12 protein-coding genes are annotated in these 14,974 nt (G+C 73.7%); all 12 read right to left on the reverse strand.

The genetic code is table 11. The features are described from left to right. Window positions 1–59 precede the first annotated feature (59 nt). The 12 genes from A4A78_RS16280 to metK all read right to left on the reverse strand — a co-directional run bounded on the left by A4A78_RS16280 (window position 60) and on the right by metK (window position 14,974). The gene (locus A4A78_RS16280; RefSeq protein ID WP_062951035.1) at window positions 60–1,538 is read right to left on the reverse strand and encodes a glutamate synthase subunit beta; all 1,479 of its coding nucleotides are present in this window, start codon (window positions 1,536–1,538) and stop codon (window positions 60–62) included. Next, the gene (gene gltB, locus A4A78_RS16285; RefSeq protein ID WP_062951036.1) at window positions 1,531–6,111 is read right to left on the reverse strand and encodes a glutamate synthase large subunit; all 4,581 of its coding nucleotides are present in this window, start codon (window positions 6,109–6,111) and stop codon (window positions 1,531–1,533) included. The genes A4A78_RS16280 and gltB overlap by 8 nt, the downstream gene beginning before the upstream one ends. A gap of 111 nt (window positions 6,112–6,222) precedes the next feature. Further along, the gene (gene lgt / locus A4A78_RS16290) at window positions 6,223–7,152 is read right to left on the reverse strand and encodes a prolipoprotein diacylglyceryl transferase (protein WP_062951037.1); all 930 of its coding nucleotides are present in this window, start codon (window positions 7,150–7,152) and stop codon (window positions 6,223–6,225) included. A 39-nt stretch (window positions 7,153–7,191) separates the two neighbouring features. Next, entirely contained in the window at window positions 7,192–8,019 is an 828-nt protein-coding gene (trpA, locus tag A4A78_RS16295; protein WP_062951038.1) for a tryptophan synthase subunit alpha, read from the reverse strand. Then, on the reverse strand, window positions 8,016–9,341 hold the full coding sequence (gene trpB / locus A4A78_RS16300) for a tryptophan synthase subunit beta (RefSeq protein WP_062951039.1): 1,326 nt from the start codon (window positions 9,339–9,341) through the stop codon (window positions 8,016–8,018). The genes trpA and trpB overlap by 4 nt, the downstream gene beginning before the upstream one ends. Then, complete coding sequence (gene trpC, locus A4A78_RS16305) at window positions 9,338–10,171, reverse strand: indole-3-glycerol phosphate synthase TrpC (protein WP_062951040.1); 834 nt, start codon at window positions 10,169–10,171, stop codon at window positions 9,338–9,340. The genes trpB and trpC overlap by 4 nt, the downstream gene beginning before the upstream one ends. Before the next feature lie 62 nt (window positions 10,172–10,233). Further along, entirely contained in the window at window positions 10,234–10,701 is a 468-nt protein-coding gene (locus A4A78_RS16310; RefSeq protein ID WP_062951041.1) for a DUF2752 domain-containing protein, read from the reverse strand. Beyond that, window positions 10,698–11,003, reverse strand: a complete 306-nt coding sequence (locus tag A4A78_RS16315) for an HGxxPAAW family protein (protein WP_062951042.1) — start codon at window positions 11,001–11,003, stop codon at window positions 10,698–10,700. The genes A4A78_RS16310 and A4A78_RS16315 overlap by 4 nt, the downstream gene beginning before the upstream one ends. Window positions 11,004–11,095: 92 nt before the next feature. Beyond that, window positions 11,096–11,779 (reverse strand): Trp biosynthesis-associated membrane protein, encoded by a 684-nt coding sequence (locus tag A4A78_RS16320; RefSeq protein ID WP_062951043.1) that lies wholly within the window; start codon window positions 11,777–11,779, stop codon window positions 11,096–11,098. Further along, window positions 11,776–13,356, reverse strand: a complete 1,581-nt coding sequence (locus tag A4A78_RS16325) for an anthranilate synthase component I (protein WP_231881078.1) — start codon at window positions 13,354–13,356, stop codon at window positions 11,776–11,778. The genes A4A78_RS16320 and A4A78_RS16325 overlap by 4 nt, the downstream gene beginning before the upstream one ends. Further along, window positions 13,353–13,718 carry a phosphoribosyl-AMP cyclohydrolase gene (hisI, locus tag A4A78_RS16330; protein ID WP_062951323.1) on the reverse strand — a complete coding sequence of 122 codons (366 nt, stop codon included), beginning with the start codon at window positions 13,716–13,718 and terminating at the stop codon, window positions 13,353–13,355. The genes A4A78_RS16325 and hisI overlap by 4 nt, the downstream gene beginning before the upstream one ends. Before the next feature lie 47 nt (window positions 13,719–13,765). Continuing rightward, entirely contained in the window at window positions 13,766–14,974 is a 1,209-nt protein-coding gene (gene metK, locus A4A78_RS16335; protein WP_062951045.1) for a methionine adenosyltransferase, read from the reverse strand.

The raw sequence follows: 14,974 nt of genomic DNA on the forward strand, positions 1-14,974 counted from the left end.
TGGACAGCGCGCGAGCGCCGTGACAGGGCCGCGGCGTCGCGTGTACTCCGCCTAGTCTTTCACACTGTGACAGGCTTCTCGCCGGGGCGCACGGGGCGCGGGAGGGAACTGGTGCCCATCAGGTGCTCGTCGACCGCCGCCGCGCAGGAGCGGCCCTCCGCGATCGCCCACACGATCAGGCTCTGGCCTCGGGCGCAGTCGCCCGCGGTGAAGACGCCGGGCGCCGAGGTGGCCCAGGAGCCGTCGTGCACGACGGTGCCGCGTGAGGTCATCTCCACACCGAGCTGCTCGATCAGCCCCTGCTCCTTCGCGCCGGTGAAGCCCATCGCGATCAGGACCAGGGTGGCGGGGAGCACGGTCTCGGTGCCGGGGGTGGGGGTGCGGCGACCGTCGACGAACTGCGTCCGGGCCACGCGCAGGCCCGTCACGGCGCCGTCCGCGTCGACCTCGAAGCCGGTGGTGGAGGCGAGATAGGAGCGTGCGCCGCCCTCCTCGTGGGCGGTGGAGACCTCGAAGAGCACCGGGTGGGTGGGCCAGGGCTGGGACTCGTCCCGCTCGCTGGGCGGCTGGGTGCCGATGGCGAGGGTCGTCACCGAGCGGGCGCCCTGGCGCAGCGCGGTGCCGAGGCAGTCGGCCCCGGTGTCGCCGCCGCCGATGATCACCACGTCCTTGCCCTCGGCGGAGATCCGCTCCCCCAGCCAGTCGCCCTCGACGAGGCGGTTCGCCTGGGTGAGGTAGTCCATGGCGGGGTGGATCCCGGCGGCCTCCCGGCCGGGGACGGCCAGCTCGCGCGGGACGCTCGCGCCGGTCGCGAGCACGACCGCGTCGAAGCGGGAGCGCAGCTCCTCGACGGACAGCGCGCCCTCGCCGGTCCCGCCGACGTCGACGCCGGTGCGGAAGCGGGTCCCCTCCTCGCGCATCTGGGCGAGGCGACGGTCGACGTGCCGCTTCTCGAGCTTGAACTCGGGGATGCCGTAGCGCAGCAGACCGCCGAGGCGGTCGTCCTTCTCGAGCACGACCACGGCGTGGCCGGCGCGGGTGAGCTGCTGGGCGGCGGCGAGGCCCGCCGGGCCGGAGCCGACGACCGCGACGGAGCGGCCGGTGTGCCGGGTCGCGGGGACCGGGCGCACCCAGCCCTCCTCGAACGCACGGTCGATGATCGAGACCTCGACGTTCTTGATCGTCACCGGCGGCTGGTTGATGCCCAGCACGCAGCTGGACTCGCAGGGGGCGGGGCAGGCGCGGCCGGTGAACTCGGGGAAGTTGTTGGTCGCGTGGAGGCGCTCGGCGGCCTCCTCCCAGTCGTCGCGGTAGACCAGGTCGTTCCACTCCGGGATCAGGTTGCCCAGCGGGCAGCCCTGGTGGCAGAAGGGGATGCCGCAGTTCATGCAGCGCCCGGCCTGGCGGGAGACCACCGAGAGGGTGCCCTTCTCGCGGGCCTCGTAGACCTCGCGCCAGTCCATCAGCCGCACCGGGACCGGGCGGCGGGCGGGCAGCTCGCGGTCGCGGGTGCGCAGGAATCCTCGGGGATCAGCCATGGGTGGCCTCCATGATCTCGTTCCAGACATCGTTCGCATCGGGGTCGAGCCCCTGGGCCACCGCGTCGTCCCGGATCGCGGTGATGGTGAGGAAGGCGCGGGGCGCGATCTCGGTGAGGCGCCCCATCAGCTCCTCCTCGTCGGCCAGCAGCGCGGCCGCCCGGTCGGAGCCGGTGCGGGCCAGGTGGTCGCGCAGCGCCTCGAGCACGAAGCCGCGGTGCTCCTCGCGCACGGGGGCGACGGAGAAGCCCCGGGCGTCGGCGGGGTTCAGGCAGGAGGGGTCCAGGTCCAGGACGAACAGGGTGCCGCCGCTCATGCCGGCGCCGAGGTTGCGGCCGGTCGGGCCGAGCACGATCACGGCGCCGCCGGTCATGTACTCGGCGCCGTGGTCGCCGATCCCCTCGACCACCAGGGTCGCGCCGGAGTTGCGCACCCCGAACCGCTCCCCCGCGGCGCCCGCGAGCAGCAGGCGGCCGCTGGTGGCGCCGTAGGCGCAGGTGTTGCCCGCGATCGGGGCGGAGGTCAGCGAGGGCCCGGTGCCGACGCCGTGGCCGACGGCGATCACGCCGCCCGAGAGCCCCTTGCCGACGTAGTCGTTCGCGTCGCCGGTGAGGTGCATGCTCACGCCGCGCGGGAGGAACGCCCCGAAGGACTGTCCGCCGGTGCCGGTCAGCTCGAGCACGATCGCGTCGTCGGGAAGGCCCGCGCCGTCGGTGCGGCGGGTGACCTCGTGGCCGAGCAGGGTGCCCGCGCTGCGGTCGATGTTCCGCACCTGCCCGGGGATCCGGACCGTGCCCGCGCGGGCGTCGATCACCTCCTCGGCCGCGGCGATCCAGGGATGGTCAGGGGCCTTCTCGAGGGCGTGGTCCTGGCCGCGGCGGCGGCGCGGGAAGTCGCCGGGGTGGATCTCGGGCGCGGCGAGCACGGCGGCGAGGTCGAGGCCCTCGCGCTTCGCCTCGCCGAGCACGGTGAGCGCCCGCTGGTCCTCGCGCAGGGCGAGGAGGTCGGTGCGCCCGATCGCCTCGTCCAGGGAGCGCAGCCCGAGCGCGGCGAGGTGCTCGCGCACCTGCTCGGCGACGAACTGGAAGAAGGTCACCACGTGCTCGGCCCGGCCCGCGTAGCGGGCGCGCAGCTCGGGGTTCTGGGTGGCGACGCCGACGGGGCAGGTGTCCAGGTGGCAGACGCGCATCATGACGCAGCCGGTGACGACCAGCGGCGCGGAGGCGAAGCCGTACTCCTCGGCCCCGAGCAGCGCCGCGATCACCACGTCGCGGCCCGTCTTCATCTGCCCGTCGACCTGGACGGTGATGCGGTCGCGCAGCCCGTTCAGCAGCAGGGTCTGCTGGGTCTCGGCGAGGCCGAGCTCCCAGGGGGTGCCGGCGTGCTTGAGGGAGTTCAGCGGGCTCGCGCCGGTGCCGCCGTCGTGCCCGGAGATGAGGACGACGTCCGCATGGGCCTTCGACACGCCGGTGGCGACCGTGCCGACCCCGAAGCGGGAGACGAGCTTGACGTGCACGCGCGCGGCCGGGTTCGCGCTCTTCGCGTCGTGGATCAGCTGGGCGAGGTCCTCGATCGAGTAGATGTCGTGGTGCGGGGGCGGGGAGATCAGTCCGATGCCGGGGGTCGAGTGGCGGGTCCGGGCGATCCAGGGGTAGACCTTCTCGGGCGGGAGCTGTCCGCCCTCGCCGGGCTTCGCGCCCTGCGCCATCTTGATCTGGATGTCGCGTGCGAAGGTCAGGTACTCGCTGGTCACGCCGAATCGGCCGGAGGCGATCTGCTTGATGGCGCTGCGCCGCTCGGGGTCGTGCAGGCGCTCGGGGTCCTCGCCGCCCTCGCCGCTGTTGGACATGCCGCCCAGGCGGTTCATGGCGATCGCGAGGGTCTCGTGGGCCTCCTGGGAGATGGAGCCGTAGCTCATCGCACCGGTCATGAAGCGTCGCGTGATCGACTCGACCGGCTCGACCTCCTCCAGCGGGATCGCGGGCGAGTCGTCGGTGCGCAGGCGCAGCAGCCCGCGGATCGTCAGCAGCCGCTCGTGCTGCTCGTCGACCGCGTCGGTGTAGGCGCGGAACTCGTCGTACCTCCTCGCGCGGGTGGAGTGCTGCAGGCGGAACACCGACTCGGGGGTGAACAGGTGCGGCTCGCCCTCGCGGCGCCACTGGTACTCGCCGCCGACGGGCAGGCCGCGGTGGGGCGGGTGCACGCCGTCGACCGGATGGGCCAGGGCGTGGCGGGCGGCGATCTCCTGGGCGATGACCTCGAGGTCGATGCCGCCGATGCGGCTGATGGTGCCGGGGAACCAGGTGTCCACCAGCTCCTGGCTGAGGCCCACGGCCTCGAAGATCTGGGCGCCGCGGTAGGAGGCGACCGTGGAGATGCCCATCTTGGACATGATCTTCAGGACACCCTTGGACAGCGACTTTGCGAGGTTCGCGACGGCCTGCTCGGGGCTGAGGTCGCTGACCACCCCGCGCTCGACGAGCTCCTCGACGCTCTCCATCGCGAGATAGGGGGTGACCGCGCTGGCGCCGTAGCCGATGAGCAGCGCCGCATGGTGCACCTCGCGCACGTCCCCGGCCTCGACCACGAGCGCGGCGGAGGTGCGTCGGCCTGTGCGCACCAGGTGGTGCTGGACGGCGCTGGTCATCAGCAGCGAGGGGATCGGGGCGAGGACCTGGTTGGTGTCGCGGTCGGAGAGGACCAGGAAGGTCGCGCCGTCGTCGATCGCGGCGACGGCCTCCTCGCAGATCTCCTCGAGCCGTGCGCGCAGCGCGGCGGTGCCGCCGGCGACCGGGTAGAGGCCGCGCAGCCGCACGGTGTGGAAGTCGGCCGTGGCGGGGTGGGCGTCGACCGCGAGCAGCTGCGCGAGCTGGTCGCTGTCCAGCACCGGAGCATCCAGCGACAGCTGCCGGGCGTGCTGCGGGGTCGCGTCCAGGAGGTTCCGGGACCGGCCGATGCTCACCCCGAGCGAGGTGACGATCTCCTCGCGCAGCGAGTCCAGCGGCGGGTTGGTGACCTGCGCGAACATCTGCGTGAAGTAGTCGAACAGCAGCCGGGGACGGTCAGAGAGCACCGCGATGGGGGTGTCGGTGCCCATGGCGCCGAGCGGCTCGGCGCCCTTGGCGGCCATCGGGGCGAGCAGCACCCGCAGCTCCTCCTCCGTGTACCCGAAGGTCTGCTGGCGGCGCAGCACGGAGGAGCGGGAGTGGGTGATGTGCTCGCGCCGGGGCAGGTCACCGAGCGCGACCTTCTGCTCCTTCACCCAGGTGGCGTAGGGGCGGGCGGTGGCGATCTCGTGCTTGAGCTCGTCGCTGGGCACGATCTCGCCCGCCTCGAGATCGAGCAGGAAGATCTCTCCCGGCGCGATGCGGCCGGTGCGCACCACCTCGGAGCGGGGGACGTCCACGAGCCCCGTCTCGGACCCGAGGATCACCAGGTCGTCCTCCATCACCCAGTAGCGCAGCGGACGCAGGCCGTTGCGGTCCAGGCGCGCGCCGACCTGCGTGCCGTCGGAGAAGACGACGGCCGCGGGGCCGTCCCAGGGCTCCTGGAGCGCGGCATGGAACTCGTAGAAGGCCCGCAGGTCCGGGTCCATCGACTCGTCGTTCTCCCAGGGCTCGGGCACCAGCATCATCAGCGCGTGGGGCAGGGAGCGGCCCGAGAGGTGCAGCAGCTCGGCGACCTCGTCGAGGCCCGCGGAGTCCGAGCCGCCGGGCGTGGTGATCGGCAGCAGGCGGGAGAAGTCCTCGCCGAAGGCGTCCGTGGCCATCGACCCCTCGGCCGCCCGGACACGGTTGCGGTTGCCGATCACCGTGTTGATCTCGCCGTTGTGCGCGAGGGTGCGGAAGGGGTGGGCGAGCGGCCAGGCGGGGAAGGTGTTGGTCGAGAAGCGCGAGTGGACGATCGCGAGGGCGGAGGCGAAGCGGGGATCGCGCAGATCGGGGTAGAACTCGTCGAGCTGGACGGGGGTGAGCATCCCCTTGTACACCATCACGCGGGTCGAGAGGGAGGGGAAGTAGCCCTCGGTGGCGTGCTCGACGCGGCGGCGGGTGGCGAAGACGGCCCGCTCGAGCTCGAGGCCGGTGCGCTCGGCGCGGGCGTCGGCGAGGAAGACCTGCACGAAGTCGGGGCGGACCTTCTCGGCCGAGGGGCCGACGAGCCCGTCGGTCACGGGCACCTCGCGGGTGCCGAGCAGACGCAGGCCCTCCTCGGCGGCGACGCGCTCGAGGGTCTCGAGCACGGCGGCGCGGCCGTCGGCCTCGCGGGGCACGAAGGCGATGCCGGCGGCGTACTGCCCCAGCGGCGGCAGGTCCAGGCCGCTGACCTCACGGAGGAAGGCGTCGGGCAGCTGGATCATGATCCCGGTGCCGTCACCGGTGTTCTCCTCGGCGCCGACCGCGCCGCGGTGATCGAGGTTGCGCAGTGCCTCGAGGGCGTGCTGGACGATGCGGTGCTGGGGGGTGCCGCGGAGCGTCGCGATCATCGCGACGCCGCAGGAGTCGACCTCGCTGTCCGGCCGGTAGAGGCCCTGGGCGGCAGGGAGGGACGAGAAGCGGGAGGTGAGGGGGAGCATGACGCGGGAGCCCTTCTGGAGCGGCGGCCGGTGACGAGCCCGTCGAGGATCCGACGAGCGCCCGGGCCCCGGGCCGCCCTCCGCGCGCTTCGCGCCGCTGGAGGAGGGGCCCTAGGGGCCGGGTGAGGGAGCGGGGCCGGGAGAGGGAGGCGTGCCCGACTTCTCGACCTCGTCCTCGTCGGGGCCGTTGCCCTCGGTCTGGGCGGGCAGGCTGAAGGAGCCGTCGGCGGCGACGACCTCTCCCCCGCGCTTCCGCTTGCGCAGGGTGAGCAGCACGAACATCCCCACCCCCACGAGCACCATGAGCAGGGCGACGAGGGTGTGGATGCGCAGCGGGCCCACCATCAGCACGGGCTCGGAGCGGATCGCGTCGATCCAGGCGCGGCCGCTGGAGTAGATCGCGACGTAGGCCCAGAACACGCGGCCGCCCGCCCACTGGAAGCGGCGGCTGAGCAGCAGGAGCACGGCGAGGCCGGCGAGGTTCCACAGCTGCTCGTACAGGAAGGTGGGGTGGTAGGTGCCCGGCACGCAGCCGGCGATCGTGGCCCCGTTCGTCTCGCAGGTCACGTCCCATGCCCACCAGGCGTCCAGCGGCGGGCCGTACAGCTCCTGGTTGAACCAGTTGCCGAAGCGGCCCAGCACCTGGGCGAGCATGATGGTGGGGGCGATGGTGTCGGCCAGCGCGGTGAAGGAGACGCCCTTGAGCCGGGCCATGATCCACACCGCGAGGGCACCGCCGGCGACGCCGCCGTAGATCGCGAGCCCGCCCTGCCAGATGTACAGCACCGAGAGCGGGTCGCCCCCGGGGCCGAAGAAGGGCGCCGGGGAGGTCAGGACGTGCCAGACGCGCGAGCCGATGATCCCGGCGATCACCGCGACGAAGACGATGTCGAAGAGGGTGTCGCCGTCGCCGCCGCGGGCCTCCCACCGCTTCGTCGCCCACCACAGCGCCACGCCGATGCCGGCGAGGATGCACAGGGCGTAGAAGTGGATCGTGAGGGGGCCGAGGGAGAGGGCGGAGATGCTGGGGCTCGGGATCATCGCGTGCTCTCCTCTCGGCTGTCGGTCCTGCGGGGCTGGTCAGGTGCGGGCGCGCTCGACGCCGCCGCGGAGATCCGCCGCGACGGCCGCGAGGGCCGTGCGGGCCGCCGCGTCGTCGCCCTCGTGCTCGATCAGGGCGCGCACGAAGGCGGAGCCGACGATCACTCCATCAGCGTACGCGCCGACCTGCGCGGCCTGCTCACCGTTCGAGACGCCCAGTCCCACGCAGACGTTCCTCGCCCCGGCCGCCCGGGTGCGCTCGACGAGGCCCTCGGTGGCGGTGGAGACGCTGGCCCGGGTGCCGGTGACGCCCATGGTGCTCGCCGCGTACACGAATCCGCGCGTGTGCGAGACCACATGCTCGAGCCGGTCCCGCGGGGAGCTCGGTGCGACGAGGAACACACGGTCCACGCCGTGCTCCTCGGAGGCGGCGATCCAGTCGGCGCCCTCGTCGGGGATGAGGTCGGGTGTGATCAGCCCGGCGCCGCCGGCGGCGGCGAGGTCGCGGGCGAAGGCGTCGGGCCCGTAGGCGAGCACCGGGTTCCAGTAGCTCATCACCAGGATCGCGGCGCCGCGGCCGGAGAGCTGCTCGACGGCCTCCAGGACGTGCCGGGTGCGGGTGCCGCGCTCGAGCGCGGCCGAGGCGGCCTGCTGGATCACGGCCCCGTCCATGACGGGGTCGGAGTAGGGCAGGCCCAGCTCGATCATGTCCGCGCCGTGGTCGATGAGCACCTTCGCGGCCTCGATCGAGCGGTCGAGGTCGGGATATCCGACGGGCAGGTAGCCGATGAGCGCGGCGCGGTCCTCGGCGCGGGCGCGGTCCAGGGCGTCGCCGGCGCGCAGGCGGGGGGTGTCGGCGGCGGTCATCGGGCCTCCTCCTGGGCGACGGGTGCGGCGGTGCGGGCGAGATTGCGCATGGCGGCGAGGTCGGCGCGCGCGGGATCGTCGCCCACCAGCCCGAACCAGCGCGAGGCGGTGTCCACGTCCTTGTCCCCTCGGCCGGAGAGGCTCACCAGGATCACGGCGTCCTCGCCGAGCTCGCGTCCCAGCTCGAGCGCGCCGGCGAGGGCGTGGGCGGACTCGATCGCGGGCATGATGCCCTCGGTCATGGACAGCAGCGCGAAGGCCTCCATGGCGGGGCCGTCGTCGATCGCGCGGTACTCGGCGCGGCCGATGTCCGCGAGCCAGGCGTGCTCGGGGCCGACGCTGGGGTAGTCCAGCCCGGCGGAGACGGAGTGGGAGGGGATGGTCTGGCCGTCCTCGTCCTGCATGACGAAGCTGCGCGCGCCGTGGAGCACCCCGGCGGAGCCGCCGCTGATGGTCGCCGAGTGACGGCCGGACGCGACGCCGTCGCCGCCGGCCTCGCATCCGACGAGGCGCACGAGCGGATCGGTGTCGTCGAGGAAGGCGTGGAAGATGCCCATCGCGTTGGAGCCGCCGCCGACGCAGGCGACGACCGCGTCGGGCAGGCGGCCCACGCGCTCGAGGGTCTGGGCGCGGGCCTCCTCGCCGATGATGCGGTGGAAGTCGCGCACCATGGCGGGGAACGGGTGGGGTCCCGCGACGGTGCCCAGCAGGTAGTGGGTGGTCTCCACGTTCGCGACCCAGTCGCGGAAGGCCTCGTTGATGGCGTCCTTGAGGGTGCGGGAGCCCTGCTCGACGGCGACCACCTCGGCGCCGAGCAGGCGCATGCGGGCGACGTTGAGGGCCTGGCGCTCGGTGTCCTCGGCGCCCATGTAGATAGTGCAGTCGAGCCCGAACAGGGCCGCGGCGGTCGCGGTGGCGACGCCGTGCTGGCCCGCGCCGGTCTCGGCGATCACGCGGGTCTTGCCCATGCGTCGGGTCAGCAGCGCCTGGCCGAGCACGTTGTTGATCTTGTGCGAGCCGGTGTGGTTGAGGTCCTCGCGCTTGAGGAGGATCCGCGCGCCGCCGGCGAGGGCCGAGAAGCGCGGCGCCTCGGACAGCAGCGAGGGGCGCCCGGTGTACTCGGCGGCCAGTCGCCGCAGCTCGCTGCTGAACTCGGGGTCGACGATCGCCTTCTCGTAGGTCTCGGTGAGCTCGTCGAGGGCGGGCACGAGCGCCTCGGGCAGGAAGCGCCCGCCGAAGTCGCCGAAGTAGGGCCCGGCCTCGGAGCGCAGCGCCGTCGAGGGTCGGGTGAGGTCGGGCAGCACGGGGTCGGGGGTGCTCATGCCTGGGCTCCTTCCGGGAGGGGGCGGCCGCGGCGGGCGACGCTGCGGAACGAGGAGACGGCGTCGGCGGGGTCCCCGGAGGTCACCAGGGCCTCACCGACCAGGACGGCGTCCGCGCCGGCGGCGGCGTAGGCCTCGACGTCGGCGCGGGCGGCGACCGCGGACTCGCCGATGGCGAGGGGTCCGGCGGGGATGCGGCGCAGCAGGGCCGCGGCACGGTCCAGGTCGACGGTGAGGTCCTTGAGGTTGCGGGCGTTGACGCCGAGGAGCTGCGGGTCCAGGGCGAGGGCCCGCTCGAGCTCCTCCTCCGTATGGGTTTCGACCAGCGCCTGCATGCCCAGCTCGCCGGTGAGAGCGTACAGCTCCTGCAGCGGACCGTCCTCGAGCGCGGCGACGATCAGCAGCACGATGTCCGCCCCGTGGGCGCGTGCCTCGTGCACCTGGTACGGCTCGACGACGAAATCCTTGCGCAGCACCGGCACGTCGACCCGCTCGCGGACGGCGTCGAGGTCGGCGAGGGAGCCGCGGAACCGGCGCTGCTCGGTCAGGACGCTGATCGCGGAGGCTCCAGAGTCGGCGTAGGTGCCGGCGAGCTCGGCCGGCTCGGGGATCTCCGCCAGGGCGCCCTTGGAGGGGCTGGCGCGCTTGACCTCGGCGATCAGACCCATGGTGGTGCCGTCGCCGGCCAGCCGCGCGCGGGCGTCGAGGGCGGGGGCGGCGGCGCGGGCGCGCGCCTCGATCTCGGCGTCCGGCACGGCGCGACGCCGGGGGGCGAGATCCTCGCGGACGCCGACGATGATGTCGTCGAGAACGGTTCCGGTGGTGGTCACTCGGTCCTCCTGAAGCGGGTGGGGCGGCGCCGCGCACGAGGCTGCGGCCCGCGAGGCGGGGCTCAGCCGCCGACGTACGAGATCGGTGCCAGGAACCAGAAGGCGGGGAGGTTCCGCAGCACCGTGAAGACCAGCACGACGCCGGTGAGCACGAGCACCGTCGTGCGGGAGGGGGTCAGCTCGGTGGTGAGGCCCCGCGCCCGGCGCAGCGCCCACACCCCCATGCCGATCGCGGTCAGCGGGATCGCGAGGATGATCAGCAGGTTGCTGCGCAGGGCCAGCAGCAGGTCGCCGGCGAGCAGGGAGTGCACGGCGCGGAGCGCTCCGCAGCCGGGGCACTCGATGCCCGTGAGGTGGTTGACCAGGCACAGCGGCACATGGGTGCGGAACGGATCGAAGACCAGCTGCACCCCGACCGCGAGCGCCAGTGCGGCGCCGACGATGCCGAGCGGCAGCAGGAGCCGGTGCGCACCGCGCGCGGGTCCCCCCGTGGCGAGCTGCTCGTCCCGCCCCTGCGCCGCGAGGGTCACCGGGCGCCGGCCTCGGCGGGGGCCTCGTCGGGACGGGTCTCGGCGACGGCGACGGCCTCGGCGACCGGGTGGCCGTACTGCTTGGGCTGGCCGAGCCCGGCCTTGGACATCACGACGCCGGCCAGGATCGCGAGCACGACGATCGCGGCGCCGACCCAGATCAGCACCGTCATCTCGGGGAGGATGAGGCCCGCGGCGATCGGGACGGAGCCGATCACGATGCCCATGTTCATCGTCCACGCCGCGACGGTCTTCCCCTCGTTGTGATGGGGCGGCGGCGGCACGGTGTAGGTCTTCGACATGATCCTTCTCCAGTCTGGGTCCCGGTCGGGGCCATTGTGCCACGTCATGCCGTCGGACGACGGCATCGTCCGCGGCGTGCTGCGCGAGGCGGTCAGCGCTGCGGGGGCGTCCCGGCGCCGTCGGCCCCGGGAGCGTCTGCGGGGTCCGTCCCCGCGCGCGGCGCGTCCTCGTCCTCGTCGGGGCCGGCGAGGCTCGGGTCCTCGCCGCGGGTGAGGGCGTCCCAGGCGGCGGCGGGGTCCTCGGCGGGGTCGGCGGCGGTGGTGACGGCGGCGCTGCGGTAGCGGCTGCCGACGGGCCAGGAACCACCTGCGATCAGCACGATCACACCGGTGGCGATCACGGCGAGGGCCGGGACGAGGGCGATCAGCGGCCAGCTGGTCGCGTCCGCGGCGACCTCCGCGCCGACCACTCCGGTGGACTCGGCGACGGCGGAGCCGGCGGCCGCGGCGGGGTCACGCAGCGGGGCGAGGGACGCGAGGCCCGCGCCGAGACCGGCGGCGATCAGGACCGGCCCCGTGAGGAAGCGCACCCAGCGGCTCGAGAGCGAGGTCGCCAGCGCTGCGGCGAGGCCCGCGAGGGCGAGGGCGAGCACCGCCGGGGCGGCGTCCGCGCCGCCCACCGCGACGTCCTGCGCGGTGCCGGCGAGGTCGGGGGCGGTGGCCTGCACCCAGGTGGCGCGCGTGGTGCCGGCCAGGGCGCCCGCGGCGACGAGGCCGCCGAGCACGGCGGTGCGGCGCGAGGGCCCGGTGCGGCGCGGTCGCTGCTCGGCGCTCATGCGGGGCGGAGGGTGTCGGCGGAGGCGGCGGCGCGCAGCGCGGCGGCGGCCTTGGCCTGGGTCTCGCGGTGCTCCATGGTCGCGTCGGAGTCGGCGACCACTCCCCCGCCTGCCTGCACGTGCGCGGTGCCGTCCTTGATCACGGCGGTGCGGATCGCGATGGCCATGTCCATGTCGCCGGCGAAGTCGAAGTAGCCGACCGTCCCGCCGTAGACGCCGCGGCGCACGGGCTCGAGACGGTCGATGATCCGCATCGCGGAGGGCTTCGGGGCGCCGGAGAGAGTGCCCGCCGGGAAGGTGGCCCGCAGCGCGTCGTAGGCCGCGGCGTCCTCGCGCAGGGTGCCGGTGACGGTGGAGACGATGTGCTGGATGTGGCTGAACCGCTCGATGTGCATGAAGTCCCGCACCACCACGGTGCCGGGAGCGCAGAACTTCTGCAGGTCGTTGCGCGCGAGGTCCACGAGCATGAGGTGCTCGGAGCGCTCCTTCGGGTCGGCCAGCAGCTCGGCCGCCAGGCGCTCGTCCTCCTCGGGGCTCGCGCCGCGGGGGCGGGAGCCGGCGATCGGGTGGGTCGTCGCGGTGGTGCCGCGGACGGTCACGAGCGACTCGGGGCTCGCGCCGACCACGTCGATCGGCTCGCCGTCGGCGTCCTCGGTGCGCAGCAGGTACATGTAGGGGCTGGGGTTCATGCGGCGCAGCACCCGGTACACGTCCAGCGGGTCCGCCGCGATCGGCAGGGAGAAGCGCTGCGAGGGGACGACCTGGAAGATCTCCCCGTCGATGATGTCGCGCACCGCCTCGTGGACCGCGGCCTCGTACTCGCGCTGGGCGGTGCGGGCCTTCGGCTCGAGGTCGCTGACCGTGTCGTAGACGGTCGGTCCGCCGACCGCGGGGGTACGCAGCCGTTGACGGAGCGTCTCGAGGCGGGCGAGCGCGTCGTCGTAGGCGGCGTCCACGCCGTCGTCAGTGGCGTTGAGGTTCAGGGCGTTGGCGACCAGGACGACGGTCGAGTCGTGGGCGTCGTGGACGACCACGTCCTGGGCCAGCAGCATCGAGAGGTCCGGCAGACCGATCTCGTCCGGCGGGGCCTCGGACAGCTTCTCCCAGTGGCGCACCGCGTCGTAGGCGACGTAGCCGACGAGCCCGCCGGAGAAGGGCGGCAGATGCGGCTGGCGGGTGGCGCGGAACGCGGAGGTCACGGCCGCGAGGGCCTCGACGGGGCTGCCGGAGGTGGGCACCCCGGCGGGGACGTCGCCGCGCCAGTGCGCGGCGCCGTCGCGCTCGGTGAGCACCGCACGGGCGCGGGTGCCGATGATCGAGTACCGGGAGGCCTCGCCCTCCCCGGCGGATTCCAGCAGGAAGGTGCCGCGGGTGCCGCCGTCGGCGGTGAGGCGCCGGTAGAGCGAGACGGGGGTGTCCTCGTCGGCCAGCAGCCGCACCGAGACGGGGACGACCCGCTGGCGCGCGGCGAGCTCGCGGAAGGTCTCGCGGTCCGGAGTGATCTCCCCCAGCGCGATGCCCTCCCGGCCGCCGATGCGCTCGGGATAGGCCTCGGGGCGGGCGTCCTCGAGGGTCACAGGGCACGCTCCTTCTCGGTCAGCACGACGGCATCCAGGTCGCCGCCGTCGAAGCAGGTGTCGGTGCCGCGGTGGCAGGCGGCCCCGACCTGGTCGACCTGCACCAGCAGGGTGTCGCCGTCGCAGTCCAGCGCGACGGAGCGCACGAACTGGACGTGGCCGGAGGTGTCGCCCTTGCGCCAGTACTCGCCGCGGGAGCGGGACCAGTAGGTCACCCGGCCCGTGGTGAGCGTGCGCCGCAGCGCCTCGTCGTCCATCCAGCCGACCATCAGCACGCGCAGGTCGCTCGCGTCCTGCACGACGGCGGTGAGCAGGCCGGCGCCGTCGTGCTTGAGCCGGGCGGCGAGGGCGGGGTCCAGCATCGGGGCGGTGCGGTCCTCGCCGGGGACGCCGGAGGTGTCGGGGGCGGTCACAGGGCGCGCTCCAGCTCCTCGGCGCGGTCGCGGCGCTCCCAGGTGAACTCGGGCAGCTCCCGGCCGAAGTGGCCGTGCACGGAGGTGAGGGAGTAGATCGGGCGCAGCAGGTCCAGCGCCTCGATCAGCGCGGCGGGGCGGAGGTCGAAGACCTTGCGCACGGCGGCGGCGATCCGGTGCGCGGGCGCCTTCCCGGTGCCGAAGGTCTCGACGTACAGGCCCACCGGCTCGGCGACGCCGATCGCGTAGGCGACCTGCACCTCGCAGCGGTCGGCGAGGCCGGCGGCGACGATGTTCTTGGCGACCCAGCGCATGGCGTAGGCCCCGGAGCGGTCGACCTTGCTGGGGTCCTTGCCGGAGAAGGCGCCGCCGCCGTGGCGGGCCATCCCGCCGTAGGTGTCGACGATGATCTTGCGGCCGGTCAGGCCCGCATCGCCCTTGGGCCCGCCGAGCACGAAGCGGCCGGAGGGGTTGATGTGGGTGATGACCTCGGAGACGTCCAGGCCCTGCGCGGCGAGGTCCTCGAGGACCGGGGCGATGACGACCTTGGAGATCGCGGGCGCGAGCTGGGCGTCGAGGTCGACCTCCTCGCTGTGCTGCGTGGAGACGACGACGGCCTCGACGCTGCGGGCCACGCCGTCCTCGTCATAGCCGATGGAGACCTGGGTCTTGCCGTCGGGGCGGAGGTAGGGCAGCACGCCGTCGCGGCGGGCGGTGGAGAGGTTCTGGGTCAGGCGATGCGCGGCGTGGATCGGCAGCGGCATCAGCTCGGGCGTGTCGTTGCAGGCGTAGCCGAACATGAGCCCCTGGTCGCCGGCGCCGAGACGCGCGAAGGCCTCGGCCGCGACGTCGCCCCTCGCCTCGAAGGAGGTGTCCACCCCCTGGGCGATGTCCGGGGACTGCGCGCCGATCGAGACCTCGACGCCGCAGGAGTCCGCGTCGAAGCCCTTCTCGGAGGAGTCGTAGCCGATCTCGCGGATCACGTCGCGCACGATGTTGGAGACGTCGCTGTAGCCGGTCGTGCGGACCTCGCCGGCGACGTGCACGAGCCCGGTGGTGACCATGGTCTCCACGGCGACGCGGGCGCCGGTGTCCTGGCTCAGCATGTCGTCGAGGATCGCGTCGGAGATCTGGTCGCAGATCTTGTCGGGATGCCCCTCGGTGACCGATTCGGACGTGAAGGTGCGCAGCTCGCTGGTGGTCAT

It is taken from the genome of Brachybacterium sp. sponge, assembly GCF_001613775.1.
Lineage (GTDB): Bacteria > Actinomycetota > Actinomycetes > Actinomycetales > Dermabacteraceae > Brachybacterium > Brachybacterium conglomeratum.